This window comes from Streptomyces sp. NPDC006197 (assembly GCF_040613865.1).
Classification (GTDB): domain Bacteria; phylum Actinomycetota; class Actinomycetes; order Streptomycetales; family Streptomycetaceae; genus Streptomyces.
This window is the reverse complement of record NZ_JBEXSZ010000181.1, coordinates 1-15,244: the sequence shown is the minus strand read 5'-3', so window position 1 is coordinate 15,244 and position 15,244 is coordinate 1. Positions and strand designations below refer to the sequence as shown.

Below are 15,244 nucleotides of genomic sequence, written 5' to 3'. Positions count from 1 at the left end.
GCACGCGCCTCGTCGTAGCCCGGATGACCGGGGACGATCACTTCGCCGGCCAGGTCGTCGACCAGTCCGGCCAGGGCGCTCTCGGAGATGTGGGGCTCCCATGGCTCCCCACACCCGACGGTCGTCTTCTCGTCGATCACCGCGAACGCGGCACCGTGCGGGTCCACGATCGCCGCGAACCGGCCGAACGGGCTGTCCATCGGCCCGAACACCTTCTTCCCGCCGAGGGCCACGGCCCGGTCGACGGCCAGGTCGCAGTTGTCGACGGCGAAGTAGACCTGGATGTACGAGGGGATCTCCGGCGGGAAGTCCTCGCCCGACATCACCATCCGGCCGAGCACCGGCTGCGGGCCGCCGAGGTCGAAGACCCGGTAGTCCATGTGCTCGTCCTTGATCTTCTTGGAGCCGTAGCCGAAGACCTCGGTGAAGAAGGCGTCGGACTTCGCCGGCTCACGGGTGAAGACCTCGGCCCAGGCGTACGAGCCGGGCTGGCTCTCCAGCTCGAAGCCCTCGTGCTCGCCGCCCTGCCAGACGCCGAACGCGACGCCCGCCGGGTCCTGCGCGATGCACATCGAGCCGAAGTCGCCGACCTGCATCGGCTCCATCAGGACGGTACCGCCCGCGCCCCGGATCTTCTCCGCCGTGGCGGCGACGTCGTCCGAGGCGAGGTACAGACACCAGGTCGACTGCGGCTCCCCGTCCTGCCCCGGCATCGGCGGGACGACGGCCGCGACCGCCTTGCCGCCCTTGTACGCCTGCGTGTAGTTGCCGAACTCCGAGGACGCTTCGCCGAAGGTCCAGCCGAGCACATCGCCGTAGAACGTCTTCGCGCCCTCGACGTCGGTGAACATCGCGTCGGTCCAGACCGGTGTACCTTCAGGTCGTGCGGCCATGACGGTGACTCCCATTTCCGATTCGATCTCTGATTCGGTCTCTGATTCGATTTTCGATTCGATGACGTGCACCTCCGGCCACGCTAGCCACGCGTGCCGGGGCTCGCGCGGTGACGCACCGCACCGGTGCGGCCTCAGTCGGACAACCGGCCCAGGGCATAGCGGTGGAACGGGCCGTCGGGGATCGGGAGCCCGGGCCGCCACATCCGCAGCACCTGCGCCGACGGCAGGAACAGCGCCTCCGGCAGGTCGCCCGGATCCGTCCACTCCCAGCGCTCGATCTTGTCCGGCTCCGCCACCGCCGGCACGCCCCGGAAGCCGCGCACGGCCGTCGCCGCGGTCATCCGCGTCAGCTGTGCCGAGGTGACGGAGTCCAGGACCAGCCCGAGGACCTCCACGTCGGTGGCGTCCGCCACCAGCGTCGTCTCCTCGGCCAGCTCGCGAACGGCGGCGGCCTCGATCGACTCGCCCGGCTCGACCATGCCGCCCGGCAGCTCCCATACTCCGGAGCGGTGCAGGCCCAGCAGGACGCGGCCGGAACCGTCGATCACCACGACCCCCGCGCCGAGCGAGGCCCGGGCGGGCGGCGGCTGGACGTTGCGGGCGGCGGTGGCGGCGTGATGCGAGGTCGTCATGGGCTCTGTCTATCAGCCGCCTCTGACACAGAACAAAAAGCGGAAAACCCTTGAAACGGGCGAAAAAGGGAGGAGACTCGTTCTTACACCGGACAACGGGAGAGAGCCGCACCCGCCGACGGAGACGTCCGAAGGCCCGCGTGACTCCCACCAAGTATCTGGCCAGGCCCCCGGCGGGGCCCATCGGGCACGGAGTGGCCGGCGACGGCCGACGCCCACGCGCACCGATCAGGACCGCCGGGGACTGTCATGCCCGGACCCCGCGGCCTCCGGCGGCACCACCGCCACCGGACAGTGCGCGTGATGCAGCACCGCGTGGGCCACGGAACCGAGGAGCAGCGAGCCGAAGCGGTGCCGGTGATGCCGCCCCACCACCACGAGACCCGCGTCCCGCGACCCGTCCACGAGCCGGCCCGCCGCGTCCCCCGGCACCACCACCGGGACCACCTCCACCCCCGGCCACCGCGCCACGAACGGCCGCAGCCGCTCCTCCTGTTCCCGCTCCACCTCCCTCACCAGCTCCTCCGTCTCCGCGACCTCGTCCGCGACGGGCAGCGGCGGCGGCACCTGGAGCGCGGGAGAAGGCGCCGGAAGGACCGCGCCCTGCGGCGTGGGCAGCCGGAACGCCGTCACCGCCTCCAGCGGCACGCCCCGGTGGTGAGCCGCCTCGAAGGCGAAGCCCACCGCCTCGTCCGGAGTCTCCTCCGCATGCAGCCCCAGCAGCACCCGCCCCGCCTCCGCCCCGTCCGTGAGCGCGGCGGCACGCGCCTCGTGCGGGACGACCACCAGCGGGCAGGGCGCCGTCATGGCCAGCGTCCGGCTGGTCGAGCCCAGCAGCAGGCTCGCGAAACCGCCGTGACCCCGGGAACCGGTCACGAGGAGTCGCGCCCCCCGCGCCGCCGCCGGCAGGGCGTCCGTCACGGACCCGTCCAGCGAGTCGTACCGCACCGGCACGCGGTGCCCCCGCTCCTCGACCACCGTCCGTACGCCCCGCGCGACCGTGTCGGGCAGCTCCGGCACCGTCCCCAGGGAGGCGATGCGGGCGGCGCCGAGCTGGAGCGCGTCGGAGCGCACATGGGCCACCACCAGCGGCGCGCCCAGACCCTCCGCGGCGCTCAGCGCCCACTCCAGGGCCCGGAGACTGTGCTCGGACCCGTCCACGCCGACGACGACCGGCGGCTCGTACGCGGTGCTGGTGTCACTCATGGGGGAATGCCTCCCTCCCCCGGGGAAACGCCACGCCGGTCCGTACCGAAAGGCTTCGGTACGGACCGGCGCGGGGAGTCGGTCAGGCGTGCGGGGAGTCCGGTCAGGCGCCCTGCTGCCGGCGCGCCCGCTCCTCGTTGCGCTCCTTGATGCGGACGGTCTCCTTGCGGACCTCCGCCTGGGTGGCCCGCTCCTTCTGGAGCCACTCCGGGGACTCCTGCTTGAGCGCGTCGATCTGCTCGGTGGTCAGCGGCTCGGTGATGCCGCCGCGCGCGAGACCGGCGATGGAGACGCCCAGCTTCGACGCGACCACCGGGCGGGGGTGCGGACCGTTCTTGCGCAGCTCCTGGAGCCAGGCCGGCGGATTGGCCTGGAGCTCGTTCAGCTCGGTGCGCGAGACGACACCCTCCTGGAACTCTGCGGGGGTGGCCTCGAGGTACACACCCAGCTTCTTCGCCGCGGTCGCGGGCTTCATCGTCTGGGTGTTCTGGTGCGACGTCATGGTGTCAAGGGTATCGAGCATGCGGGCGAGCTCCGACCACGGCGGCTACCGGTAACCTGGCGGGGTGACAGGCACGGACGCTTCCTCCTCTTCCCCCGCTTCTCCTTCCTCCTCCTTCCGGCTCGCCTACGTGCCGGGAGCGACACCCGCGAAGTGGGTGCGGATCTGGAACGAGCGCCTGCCCGACGTACCCCTGACGCTCCTCTCCGTGACCCCGGCCGAGGCCTTCGACGCGCTCCGGGAGGGCACCGCGGACGCGGGCCTCGTCCGGCTGCCCGTCGACCGGGACGACCTCAGCGCGATCCCGCTCTACACGGAGACGACGGTCGTCGTCGTCCCCAAGGACCACCTGTTCGCGGCCGTGGAGGAGGTGTCGGCCGAGGACCTCGCCGACGAGCTCGTCCTCCACCCCCTCGACGACACCCTCGGCTGGGAGCAGCCGCCCGGCCGCCCCGCCATGGAGCGCCCGGCGACGACGGCCGACGCGATCGAACTGGTCGCCGCGGGCGTCGGCGTGCTCGCCGTCCCGCAGTCGCTGGCCCGGCTGCACCACCGCAAGGACCTCACCTACCGGACCCTCGTCGGCGTCCCGCAGTCGCGGGTGGCCCTGTCGTGGCTGGCGGCGGACGAGGCGCCCGACCTGGTGGAGGAGTTCATCGGCATCGTGCGCGGCCGCACCGTGAACAGCACCCGGGGCCGCCGAGCCGAGGAGAAGAAGGGCCAGAAGCAGCCCAAGCCGCAGAAGGCCGCGAAGCCGGCGAAGAGCGGGAAGCCGGGCGGCGGCTCCCGCACCACCGGCCGCCCCCCGGCGCCCCGCAAGGGCGGCGGAGGCGCCGGCCGGAGCGGGAAGCCACGCCGCGGCCGCGGCTGAACGACCCGCCGCGCCCGAACAGTCCGTCGTACGGCGGACTGTTCGAACCGTCCGCACGGCGGACACCCGGCGCCCGGCCTCCGGCACCTCGGCATACTGACCCCTCCTGATCACCGAGATCATCCAGGAGGAGCTTTGGCCGCCAGTTTCAGGACCGTCGTCGAGGTGGCACCGGACCACCTCGCGCAGGCCCGGTCCATCGACCGGGTGTTCCAGGAGGCGATCGCCCCGGCGACCGTCAACTTCGACTTCGAGGCGATCCACCGGGCGGCCTCGGCCGTCCCGGACAGCGACGTGGTGAAGATGGTCCGGGGCTGGGGGCTCCAGGAGCACGCCCCCGCCCTCGTCATGGTCCTCTCCCTCAAGGAAGCCGTCCGCCAGGCGCTGCCGCCGGAGTGCGCGGAGGCCGGCTTCTGGGCCACGGTCGAGCGGGAGCTCGTCCAGGCCTTCACCGGGCTCGCCGCGCAGGAGGGGCAGCCCGGACTCTCCTTCTACGAGGAGTCCGGGGACCGCACCCGTTTCTACCGGGACCTGTTCTTCGCCCTCCAGGACGAGGAGACCGGGGACCACATGTACGCCCTGGCCTTCTGCGTCGACGTGACCGTCGAGCTGCCGAAGGCCGAGACCCTCGCGCTCGACCTGACCGACGTCGTGCCCTTCGCGGTACGGCTCAACGCGATCGTGCTCCGCCAGGCGCTGGGCGCCCCGGTCTCCGTCTGACCCGGACGACCCGCTCCGCACCGGCCCGCCGTCCCGGGCCGGATCCGAGGGGGCCCCTCAGCCCCGCAGCCGCCGACCGCCCCGCGCCGCCGCGACGAGCTCCGGCACCGTGGCGAGCTTGACCCGTGGCCGCCCCGCGTCCCGGCCCCGCGCCCGCTCGGCCCGGTCGATGGAGGCGAGCCCGCGCGCGTCGACGAGCCCCCGTCCGCTGCGGCTGCGCGCGAGACGGCGGAACTCCTGGGAGGTGCCCGTCGGCTTCGGCAGCGCCCCGGCGACCGCGTCCGCGAGCAGCGTCCCCACCGTCTCCTCCGCGCAGGCCCGGTTGGCCCCGATGCCCCCGGAGGGCCCGCGCTTGATCCAGCCGACGACGTAGCTGCCGGGCAGCCCCACGACCCGGCCGGCCTCGTGCGGCACGGTGCCGGTCGTCTCGTCGAACGGCAGCCCCGCGAGCGGCACGCCCCGGTAGCCGATGGCCCGGACGAGGAGGCCCGCCCCGATCTCCGTACCGGCCGGCTCGCCGTCCTCCGTCACCCGGACCGCCCGCACGCCGTCGGTGCCGAGGGCCTCGACCGGGGCGGAGTGGAAGCGCAGCACGATCCGCCGCCGGTCCCGCGCCGGGGATCCCGTCCAGTCCACCGCCTCCCGGGCCACGCCCTTCAGGAGCGCGGCCTTCGCGCCGGGCACGGCCGCGTCGATCGCCGCTCCGGTGCGCGGGTCGCGGTCGTCGACGACCAGGTCGACCCCGGGCAGGTGCTTCAGGGCGAGCAGTTCGGAGGTGGTGTACGCGGCGTGCTCGGGGCCCCGGCGGCCCAGGAGCACCACCTCGCGGACCCGTGCGTCCCGCAGGGCGGCCAGCGCGTGGTCGGCGATGTCCGTACGGGCGAGGGCGTCGGGGTCCGTGACGAGGACGCGGGCGACGTCGAGCGCCACGTTGCCGTTGCCGGCCACGACGACCCGCTCGGCGGAGAGCCGGACGGTGTCCGCGCCGGTCTCCGGGTGCGCGTTGTACCAGGAGACGACGGAGCTCGCCGAGACGCTGCCCGGCAGGTCCTCGCCGGGGATGCCGAGCCGCCGGTCGGAGGGCGCGCCCACCGCGTAGACCACCGCGTCGTGGTGCGCGGCGAGTTCCCCGGGGGTGACGTCCGTGCCGATCTCGACGCCGAGCCGCATGCGGACCCGGGGGTGGGAGTGGAAGCGGGCGAAGGTCTCCCCGGCCCCCTTGGTCGCCGGGTGGTCCGGCGCCACGCCGTACCGGACGAGACCGCCGGCGACCGGCAGCCGGTCGATCAGCGTCACCTCGGCGTTGGTGTGCAGGAGGAGGTCCTCGGCGGCGTACATGCCGGCCGGTCCCGTGCCGACGATCGCGACGCGGATCGGGGCGAAGTCGGCCGGGATCGAGCGGTCGAAGACCGGCTCGCCCCAGCGGTGGAAGGTCGGCGAGGCGAGGACCGGGGCGGGCTCGCGCTCCGCGTAGTAGGCGGCGTTGATGCCCTCGTACTCCCGCAGCCGCTCGGTGAGCCGGTCGGCCGGGAAGATCGCGTCGACGGGGCAGGCGTCGGCGCAGGCCCCGCAGTCGATGCAGCTCTTCGGGTCGATGTAGAGCATCTCGGTGGTGCCGAAGTCCGGTTCCTCCGGCGTCGGGTGGATGCAGTTGACCGGGCAGACGGCGACGCAGGTGGCGTCGTTGCAGCAGGTCTGGGTGATGGCGTAGGTCATGTCGTCGGCTCAGCTCGGGTCCGGGGAGAGGGGTCAGATGAGGTTCGCGCGCTTGTAGAAGAAGAGCGCGGGCCGGGTCAGCAGGCGGACCGAGGCCAGGAACTCCATGAGGCCGGCGCAGCTGGCGCGCATCTGCGCCTTGTAGTGCTCGTTGGCGGCGGCCTCGCGCCGGGCGCGCACCGGGTCGAGGCCGGCCTTCGCGTAGACGTCGGGGCTGACCAGGCTGGTGACGATGTAGTACGCGGCGACGGCGACGACCAGGGCGTGGAAGTTGCGGCGGGCCCGGCCGGCGCGGGCCAGGCGGCGGCGCGTCTCGTCCCGGGCGAACTTCATGTGCCGGGACTCCTCGACGACGTGGATGTTGTTGATCGTGCGGACGAAGGGGACGACCCGCTCGTCGCGCATCCAGTCGCGCTGCATGACGTCGAGGACCTCCTCGGCGACGAGGATGCCGGCGTAGGCGGCCTCGCCGAAGCCGACGGTCTTGAAGGCCCTGCCGAGTTCGAGCACCGCCCGCCTGGGCCGGTAGGCGGGGGCGCCGAGCTTCTGGGCGCCCCGGGCGAACATGATGGAGTGGCGGCACTCGTCGGCGATCTCGGTGAGGGCCCACTGGAACCGGGGGTCGGTGGGGTCCTTGGCGTACATGTCGCGCAGCACCATCTGCTGGAGGATCATCTCGAACCAGATGCCGGTGCTGGCCACCGAGGCGGACTCCTGGCGGGTCAGTTCCTTGCGCTGCTCCTCGGTCATCTCGTTCCAGTAGGCGGTCCCGTAGAGGCTGTTCCACTCCGGGCTCTGTCCGTGGAAGTCCTTGTCGAGGGGGGTGTCCCAGTCGACCTCGGCGGCGGGGTCGTAGGAGAGCTTCGCGGCCGACAGGAGCAGCCGCGCGGCGACGTCGTGGTCTTCGTTGTCGGGGCGAACGGTGCTGCTTGCCATGGTGCGGCTCCTCGGGGTCGCTCGAGCGGCTCGGGCGCTTGTTAGACGTCGCGTCTAGCAAGCTTGTTAGACGGAACGTATAGCAAGGGCCCGGGGGAGGCCTACCCCTCGTACGGACTTTCTTCCCGCGGGAGTTACCGCGGGTACGCGAACGGGGCCGGAGCCACGACGGCTCCGGCCCCGCTCCCGGGTCGGCAGGGACGGAAGGTCCGGTGCTAGAAGGTCAGGTTCCAGGCGTCGATCCTGCCCGTGTCCTGGCTCGCGTTGTCGTTCACGCGCAGCTTCCAGACGCCGTTCGCGACCTCCGCCGAGGCGTCGACCGTGTACGTCTGGAGGATGTTGTCCGTGCCGCTGCCGGTCCGGTTGTGCAGCGTGTACACGGTGCCGTCCGGGGCCACCAGGTCGACCTTCAGGTCACCGATGTAGGTGTGCTTGATGTCGACGCCCACCTTGAGGCCGGCCGGCGCGTTGCCCGTCACACCGCTGACCGTGAGGGGGCTCTCGACCGTGGAGTTGTCCGCGATCGCGTAGTCCGTGAGGTTCTCGAAGTACGCCCCGGCCGGCGGGGTCGAGCCGCCGACGGCCTTCAGCGCGTCCACGCGGCCCTCGCCGAAGAAGCTGTTCTTCGCCGTGGTGCCGGTGCACCGGGCGTCCGACGGGCACGCCAGGTCGGTGGCCTGCTCGCCGAGCTTCGCCCGGATGTCCGCCGGGGTGTACGCCGGGTTGGCGCTGGCCAGCAGCGCGGCCACGCCCGCCACGTGCGGGGAGGCCATCGAGGTGCCGCTCAGCGAGGCGTACTTGCCGCCGGGGACGGTGCTGTAGACGGACTCGCCGGGTGCCGAGACCTCGATGACGTCACGGCCGTAGTTGGAGAACGACGCCTTGGAGGTGCCGCTGGTGCCGTTCGCCGCGACCGTCACCACGCCCGGCAGCTCGGCCGGGATGTCGAGGCAGGCGTTGGTGAGGGTCCGGGTCACCGGCGTCGAGTCGTTCGGGCTCGACGAGTCGGTGGTCTTGTTCGCCAGGTCGACGTTGGAGTTGCCGGCCGCCGCGACCTGGAGGGAGCCCTTGCTCTCGGCGTACGCCTGGGCGCGGCCCACGCCCTCCAGGATGGCGGCCTGGTCCAGGTTGTCGGGGCAGTTGAACTGCCACGGGTCCGTGTAGTAGCTGTTGTTGGTGACCTTGAAGCCGTGGTCACCGGCCCACACGAGGCCGCAGACGGTGTTCTCCGCGAAGAACAGCGTGGTGCCGGGCTCGGCGATGCGCACCGAGGAGATCTTCACGCCCGGCGCGACGCCGATGGCGCCCTTGCCGTTCTTGGCGGCCGCGACCGTGCCGGCCACGTGGGTGCCGTGCTGGTCGACGTCGCGCCAGGCGCCGACGCGGGTGTCCGCCTTGCCGTAGGCGCAGGAGACCGAGTCGGCGGCGTTGAAGTTCGGCGCCAGGTCCTGGTGCTGGTCGTCCACGCCGGTGTCCAGGATGCCGACCTTGACCGTGGCGGAGCCCTTGTTGACGGCCCAGGCCTGGTCGGCCTTGATCTGGGTCATGTCCGAGCGGACCGGCTCCGTCGTGGGCGCGGTGGCCTGCGAGGGGTTGGCCGGGAGCGCCGGGTTGTAGGCGTCGGCGGGGACGTCGGAGGTACGGGTCGCGCCGACCTTCTGGACGCCGGAGACGCCGCGCATCGTGGCGGCGAAGGAGGCGGAGGCCGAGTGTGCGACGATCACGCCGATCGCGTCGTACGAGGCGAAGACCGAGCCGCCGTTGCTCGCGATGGCGGTGCGGACGGCGGTGGTGTCGCCCGGGGCCGTGATGACCAGGTAGGCGCGGGTGCCGGCGGCCCAGGCGGCGGGCGCCGCGGCGATAGCGGGAGCGGCGGCGGGGCCGGCCGAGCGGGCCCCGAGGGGCTCGTTGTCCAGCGGGGCGGCCTGCGCGAGGCCGACGGTCGTGCCGAGCGCCAGCGTCGTGCCGAGCGCGAGGGCCGAGAGTCTCATACGGCCGGATATGTGGGAAAACAATGCGTCCTCCGATGACCCGGTGGCGCGGGTGGCGCCGGCCGGGCCCTGTGATGTGTGGGGTGGACGCAAGATCCCAGACGGACGGGGCGGAAGGAAGTCTTCTGTCCGAGAAGCCCGTTCGTGTAACAGAATCTTGACTTGAGCATGGCGACGAGGGGGCGGTTTTCCCGTTCTCCACCCCCTCGCCGGGCCTTGCTACTTCAGGTAGGGGCCGGCCGTGCCGATCTTGCCGGGACCGTTCAGGACGTACACCCGGAGGTTGCCCTTGCCGGGTGCGGCGACCGGGAGGGTGCCGTTGGTGACGGTGCGGACGTCGCCGGTCACGGCGTCGGTGTACGTGCCGTTGGGGATGCCGGAGAAGGTGGCGCCGCCCGAGACGGTGACCAGGGCGAAGCTGTCCGTCGAGCCGCTGGTGTAGCGGCGCTTGTACGCCATGCCGCCCGAGATGCCCTCGGTGGAGTACTGGCCCATCTGGAGCGCGGGGATGGCGCGGCGGATCTGGTTGAGCCGCTGCACGTGCTGGACCAGGGGCTGCTGGAGCGTGGTGGCGACCGCTCCCGAGGCCGAGGTGACCCGGGAGAAGTCGGAGGCGGTGACGGAGCCGGCGACGTGGTCGCCGTAGTAGGCGCGGCCGGTGGTCGCCAGCGGACAGGTCGGCCCGCAGTCGATCTTCTTGCCCTTCTGGAACTCGATCTCGGAGCCGTAGTAGAGCGTCGGGATGCCGCGGAAGGTCCACATCAGGGACATGTTCTCGGCCCAGGCGTCGGTGCCGCCCGCGTACCGCTCGGAGGACTTGTTGGGGCCGTAGTCGTGGCTGTCGACGTAGACGACGTTGTAGGTGGCGTCGTTGTAGCTGTCGTCGGAGTCCTTGCCGTTGGAGAAGGCGTTCTGCGCGTCGCCGAAGTTCATGTGCATGCGCATGTCGATGACGTTCATGCCGGAGAAGCGGCTGTGGTCGGGCGTGTGGTAGCTGTTGCCGTCGAGGAAGGCGTTGGTGGAGGTGGGCTGGTTGCCGGTGCCCTGCTGCTGCTCGTAGTCGTACATCTCGAGCGCCGCCTTGGCGTCGTCGGCGGCGTACTCCTTGCGCTCCTTCCAGGTGTAGAACTGCGCCGAGTGGTTCACCGAGCCGCGGTTCCACTTGTCGTTGACGAAGGCGGCGACCTCGCCGAAGACGAAGAAGTTCTTCGCTGCCTCCGCGCCGTGGCGCTGGGTGACCCGCTCCTGGATGGCGGGCAGGAAGCGGCGGTTCCAGGTGGTGCGCGGGATGTGCACGGCGGTGTCGACGCGGAAGCCGTCGACGCCCATGTCGATGTACTTGTCGTACGCGCCGATCAGGTAGTTCTGGACGGTCGGGTTCTCGGTGTCGAAGTCCGCCAGGTCCTCGTGCAGCCAGCAGGAGCGGGAGTCCTCGCCCTCCCAGTTGCCGATCCAGCACTGGTGGTAGAGCGCCTTCGGGAACATGCCCGACGTCGGGCTGGGCCACTGGCAGTTGTAGACCGTGTAGCCCTCGGCGCTCTTGCCGCCGGTGGGCTTGCCCCAGTTGACGCAGGTGTTGCCGGTGGGCTCGGCCGTCGACCACAGGTCGCCGTTGTAGTACGACTTGCCGGACTTCGCGTCGACGGTCAGGCCGTCGTACTCGAAGCCGGGCTGCTTCTCGTCGTAGTACCAGCTCCACTGGCTGTCCCGGGCGCCGTACACGGTCGGGACGAAGAGGCCCTTGGCGCCCCAGCGGGAGGAGTGGTTGTAGACCACGTCCTGGTAGATCTTCATGCCCTTGGCGTGGGCGGCGTCGATCAGGTCCTGGTAGGAGGCGCCGGCGGACTCCAGGCGCGGGTCGACCTTGTAGAAGTCCCAGCCGTGGTAGCCGTGGTAGTCGTAGTCCGAGCGGTTGAGGACCACCGGGGTGACCCATATCGCCGAGAACCCGAGGCCCTTGACGTAGTCCAGCTTCTGGATCAGGCCCTTGAAGTCGCCGCGGAACATCGGGTCGTCGTTGGCCGCGTTGCCCGACTTGACGTGCTGGCTGCCGCCCCGGTTGTTGGAGGCGTCGCCGTCGTTGAAGCGGGCGGTGAGGACGAAGTAGATCGGGTCCTTGCGCGGGTCGGTGCCCAGCGGCCTGCCGGTCGCGGGCGTGGCCGGCTTGTCGCCGGTGGTGGCGGTCGCGGCGGCCGAGGCGGCGGAGACGTTCCCGGCGGCGTCCACGGCCTTCACCGTGTAGGCGTACGTGGTGCGTTCGGCCAGGTTCGTGTCCGAGAAGACCGTCGAACCGACGTCCGTGACCACCGTGCCGGTGCTGCCGCCGGTCCGGGTGACCTGGTACTTCGTCACGCCCCGGTCGTCGGTGGCCGCGTCCCAGGAGAGCAGGACGGAGACGCCGTCGGCGGTCGCGGTGACCCGGGTCGGGGCGGTGGGTGCCCGGGTGTCGGGCGGGGTGGCGGCGCACGGGTCGGCCGCGTTCGCCGTCACCACCCGGTCCCGGACGGTGGAGGTGCCGGTGCCGATCGTGTAGTCGGATCCGCCGTTGTTGTCCCAGGTGCCGTTGCCGTTGTTGAAGGCGGCTTTGAGGGAGGTGGCCGTGCCGAGGTCGAGCTCCCGCTTCCACCAGCCGGTGCAGGCCGCCGTCATGCCGAGACCGGGCGCGGTCGTCCACGCACCGCCGGCCGGCTGGTAGTGGACGTTCACCGTCGACCAGCCGAGCGAGGCCGAGGAGTAGTACACCGTCGCCTTCCCGGAGGCCGGCGGGGGAGTGTCGGCGCACGGGTCGGAGTGGGCGACGACCCCGTCCTTGACGGTGATGTTCCCGGTGCCCAGGGCGTAGTTCTTGCCGCCGTTGTTGTCCCAGGTGCCGCTGCCGTTGTTGAAGGTGGCCCGGAGCCCGGCGACCGTGCCGAGGCTGACGGTCTCCTTCACCCAGTCCGTACAGGCGGGCTCCATGGCGACGCCGGGGACCGTGGTCCAGGAGCCGCCGTCGGGGGCGTAGTGCAGGTTGTAGGCGGCCCAGTTCTTCGTCTTCGTCCAGTAGAAGACCGTCGCCGTGTTCTCGGCGGTCGTCGCGACCGGGGCGGTCCTGGGCGAGGGGTCGTCGGGTGGCGCGGCGAGCAGGCCGAGCAGGCCGGCGGCCACGGCCAGGACGGCCACCGGGCGTCCGGGCAGGGGGATGCGGGTGCGGCTCATCTGATTCTCCAGGCGGAGGCGCGTTCCGTGCGGGCCGGTGGGAGGGGCGGGGATCGGCACCGTTGGAAACGCAGTCGGAAAGTTTCTGAAATTCCTTGCGTCGGCGGGAAGTTACCGCTGCCGGGTCCCGTAGGTAAAGACTTCTGACCGAAGCGGCGTCTACGCTCGGCGCGGTCGCCCGTGTGATCGAGTCCGAGAGGTCCCGATGAAGCTGCCCGCGCCCCTGCACGTATTGAACGAAGGGCTGGCGTTCCTGCTCGAACTCGCCGCCCTGGCCGTACTGGCCTGGTGGGGATGGGAAAGCGCGGAGAACGTGGCGCTCCGGCTGTCGCTCGCGGTCGCCGCGCCTGCCGTCGCGGCCGTGATCTGGGGGCTGTTCGCCGCTCCCAGGGCGCGGATCCCGGTGCCGCTCCCTGGTGTTCTGCTCGTGAAGGCCCTGGTGTTCGGCGCGGCGGCGGTCGCGCTCCAGGCCCTCGACCGGTCGGCGTGGGTCCTCTCCTTCGCCGTCGTGGCGCTCGTCAACACCGCCCTGGCGGCGGCGGACCGGCAGGCCGCGATGCGGCGGGGCGTCTGAGGAGGACTACGCGGTCGGCGTCACGGGCGCGGCCAGGGGCGTCCTTCGAGCCGCTCGATGTCCCGGTTGAAGCGTTCGAGGTAGGCGGCGAAGCGGGCCACGTCCTCGGGCGACCAGTCCTCCATCACCCGCTCCAGACCCTCCACGTTCGAGGCCCGGTCGGCGTCCAGGCGGCGCTCGCCCTCCTCCGTGATGCGGAACTTGCGGGCGATGCCGCCCTCCGGGTCCGGGATGCGCTCCACGACCCCGGCGCGCAGCATCGCGGCGGTCTGCCGGTTGAGGGTGGAGGCGTCGAGGCCGAAGGCCTCGCTGAGCTGCCCGATGGACATCGGCCCGTGCATCCGGATGCGGGTGAGGAGGACGTACGCGCTGCGGTCGAGGTGGCCGCCGGCCGCCCGTGAGCGGGGCCCGTACAGGTGGGCGTGCCGTCCGAGCAGCATGCTCTCGAACTCGACCAGGTGGGTGGGCTTGTCCATGAGGGCATTCTCTCCTGTCCCGAGGTCATGTGCATCACGCATGGCTTGTGTATGCAGCAATTGATGTGCATCATGCATATACCTGATCCCGAAAACCGAAGAAAGCACGAGGGAGAACCCGTGGACGGCTCCAAGCCCGAGGCCCGCCCCGGCGGCGTCGTCGGCGTCCTCGCCCTGGCCGGCATCGTCGCCGCACTCATGCAGACCCTGGTGGTGCCCCTCATCGGCGACCTCCCCCGGCTGCTCGGCACCACCGCCTCCGACGCCTCCTGGGTGATCACCGCCACCCTCCTCGCCGGAGCCGTCGCCACCCCCGTGGCCGGCCGGCTCGGGGACACCCTCGGCAAGCGGCGCGTCCTGCTCGTCTCCGTGATCCCGCTCGTCGCGGGCTCGGTCGTCTGCGCGCTCGCCTCCTCCGTCGTCCCGATGATCGTCGGACGCGGCCTCCAGGGCCTCGGCATGGGCGTCGTCCCGCTCGGCATCAGCCTGCTCCGCGACATCCTGCCGCCCGAGAGGCTCGGCGGCTCCATCGCCCTGATGAGCGCCTCCATGGGCGTCGGCGGCGCCCTCGGCCTGCCCTTCTCCGCGGCCGTCGCCGAGAACGCCAGCTGGCGCGTGCTCTTCTGGGTCGCCGCCGGACTGAGCGTCCTGGTCGGCGCCCTGATCTGGCGCGTCGTCCCCGCCGGACGGCGCGCCGCCGCCCCCGGCCGCTTCGACCTGCCGGGCGCCCTCGGCCTCGGCGTCGGCCTCGTCGCCCTGCTGCTCGCCGTGTCCAAGGGCGCGACCTGGGGCTGGGGCAGCGGCACCACCCTCGGCCTGTTCGCCGTCGCGGCCGTCGTCCTGCTCGCCTGGGGCGCCTGGGAGCTGCGCACCGCCGACCCGCTCGTCGACCTGCGTGTCACCGCCCGCCCGGTCGTCCTGATGACCAACGCGGCCTCGGTGCTGGTCGGCTTCGCCATGTACGCGCAGTCGCTGGTCGTCCCCCAGCTGTTCCAGCTGCCCGAGGCGACCGGGTACGGCCTCGGCCAGTCGATGATGGCCATGGGCCTCTGGATGGCCCCGGCGGGCCTGATGATGATGATCCTGGCCCCCCTCGGCGCCAAGCTCTCCGCCGCCCGCGGCCCCAAGGTCACGCTCTCGGTCGGCGCGCTCGTCATCTCCGCCGGGTACGGCTCCTCCCTCGCCCTGATGGGTTCCACCTGGGGCCTGCTCGCCGTGACCCTCATCTGCAACACCGGCGTCGGACTCGCCTACGGGGCCATGCCGGCGCTCATCATGGGCGCGGTGCCGCAGGAGGAGACCGCCTCGGCCAACAGCTTCAACACGCTGATGCGCTCCATCGGCACCTCCGCCTCGGCCGCCGTCATCGGTGTCGTCCTCGCCCAGCTGACCACCACCCTCGGCGGCCACGTGCTGCCCTCCGAGGACGGCTTCCGGGTCGCGATGCTGATCGGCTGCGGCGTCGGCCTCGTGGCGGCGGTCGTCGCCGCGCTGATCCCCGCGAGGCTCGCCGCGCCGGCCGCCGG

General features: G+C 71.9%; 12 protein-coding genes and 1 pseudogene. 4 read left to right on the top strand and 9 right to left on the bottom strand.

What is annotated here, in order from left to right; all coding sequences use genetic code 11:
• Positions 1-113: 113 nt before the first annotated feature.
• From ABZ318_RS35240 to ABZ318_RS35225, 4 genes and pseudogenes are all read right to left on the bottom strand, one after another.
• Positions 114-893, bottom strand: a pseudogene (locus ABZ318_RS35240) (VOC family protein); the annotation flags it as partial.
• Between the two features lie 134 nt (positions 894-1,027).
• The gene (locus tag ABZ318_RS35235) at positions 1,028-1,528 is read right to left on the bottom strand and encodes an NUDIX domain-containing protein (protein ID WP_356906507.1); all 501 of its coding nucleotides are present in this window, start codon (positions 1,526-1,528) and stop codon (positions 1,028-1,030) included.
• A gap of 228 nt (positions 1,529-1,756) precedes the next feature.
• On the bottom strand, positions 1,757-2,734 hold the full coding sequence (locus ABZ318_RS35230; protein ID WP_356906506.1) for a universal stress protein: 978 nt from the start codon (positions 2,732-2,734) through the stop codon (positions 1,757-1,759).
• A 103-nt stretch (positions 2,735-2,837) separates the two neighbouring features.
• Positions 2,838-3,236, bottom strand: a complete 399-nt coding sequence (locus ABZ318_RS35225) for a DUF5997 family protein (RefSeq protein WP_356906505.1) — start codon at positions 3,234-3,236, stop codon at positions 2,838-2,840.
• A 64-nt stretch (positions 3,237-3,300) separates the two neighbouring features.
• Between ABZ318_RS35225 and ABZ318_RS35220 the strand changes: the two genes are divergently transcribed.
• Positions 3,301-4,107, top strand: coding sequence for a LysR family transcriptional regulator substrate-binding protein (locus tag ABZ318_RS35220; protein ID WP_356906504.1), 807 nt, complete (start codon positions 3,301-3,303; stop codon positions 4,105-4,107).
• Between the two features lie 135 nt (positions 4,108-4,242).
• Entirely contained in the window at positions 4,243-4,827 is a 585-nt protein-coding gene (locus tag ABZ318_RS35215; protein ID WP_093872544.1) for a Type-2Aa cytolytic delta-endotoxin, read from the top strand.
• Positions 4,828-4,884: 57 nt separating this feature from the next.
• On the opposite strand, the gene ABZ318_RS35210 is transcribed toward ABZ318_RS35215, so the two are convergent.
• From ABZ318_RS35210 to ABZ318_RS35195, 4 genes are all read right to left on the bottom strand, one after another.
• Complete coding sequence (locus ABZ318_RS35210; RefSeq protein ID WP_356906503.1) at positions 4,885-6,543, bottom strand: FAD-dependent oxidoreductase; 1,659 nt, start codon at positions 6,541-6,543, stop codon at positions 4,885-4,887.
• Positions 6,544-6,576: 33 nt separating this feature from the next.
• A complete protein-coding gene (locus tag ABZ318_RS35205) occupies positions 6,577-7,479 on the bottom strand; it encodes a diiron oxygenase (protein WP_356906502.1) in 903 nt (300 codons plus the stop codon).
• A gap of 215 nt (positions 7,480-7,694) precedes the next feature.
• Positions 7,695-9,470 carry a S8 family serine peptidase gene (locus tag ABZ318_RS35200; protein ID WP_356906501.1) on the bottom strand — a complete coding sequence of 592 codons (1,776 nt, stop codon included), beginning with the start codon at positions 9,468-9,470 and terminating at the stop codon, positions 7,695-7,697.
• A gap of 219 nt (positions 9,471-9,689) precedes the next feature.
• Entirely contained in the window at positions 9,690-12,668 is a 2,979-nt protein-coding gene (locus ABZ318_RS35195; RefSeq protein WP_356906500.1) for a carbohydrate binding domain-containing protein, read from the bottom strand.
• 205 nt (positions 12,669-12,873) lie between these two features.
• On the opposite strand from ABZ318_RS35195, the gene ABZ318_RS35190 reads away from it, so the two are divergent.
• The gene (locus tag ABZ318_RS35190) at positions 12,874-13,242 is read left to right on the top strand and encodes a YrdB family protein (protein WP_356906499.1); all 369 of its coding nucleotides are present in this window, start codon (positions 12,874-12,876) and stop codon (positions 13,240-13,242) included.
• Positions 13,243-13,262: 20 nt separating this feature from the next.
• On the opposite strand, the gene ABZ318_RS35185 is transcribed toward ABZ318_RS35190, so the two are convergent.
• Positions 13,263-13,718, bottom strand: coding sequence for a MarR family transcriptional regulator (locus ABZ318_RS35185; RefSeq protein WP_356906498.1), 456 nt, complete (start codon positions 13,716-13,718; stop codon positions 13,263-13,265).
• 120 nt (positions 13,719-13,838) lie between these two features.
• On the opposite strand from ABZ318_RS35185, the gene ABZ318_RS35180 reads away from it, so the two are divergent.
• Positions 13,839-15,244, top strand: a 1,406-nt coding sequence (locus ABZ318_RS35180) for an MFS transporter (protein ID WP_356906497.1), incomplete at its 3' end; no start/stop codon positions are given.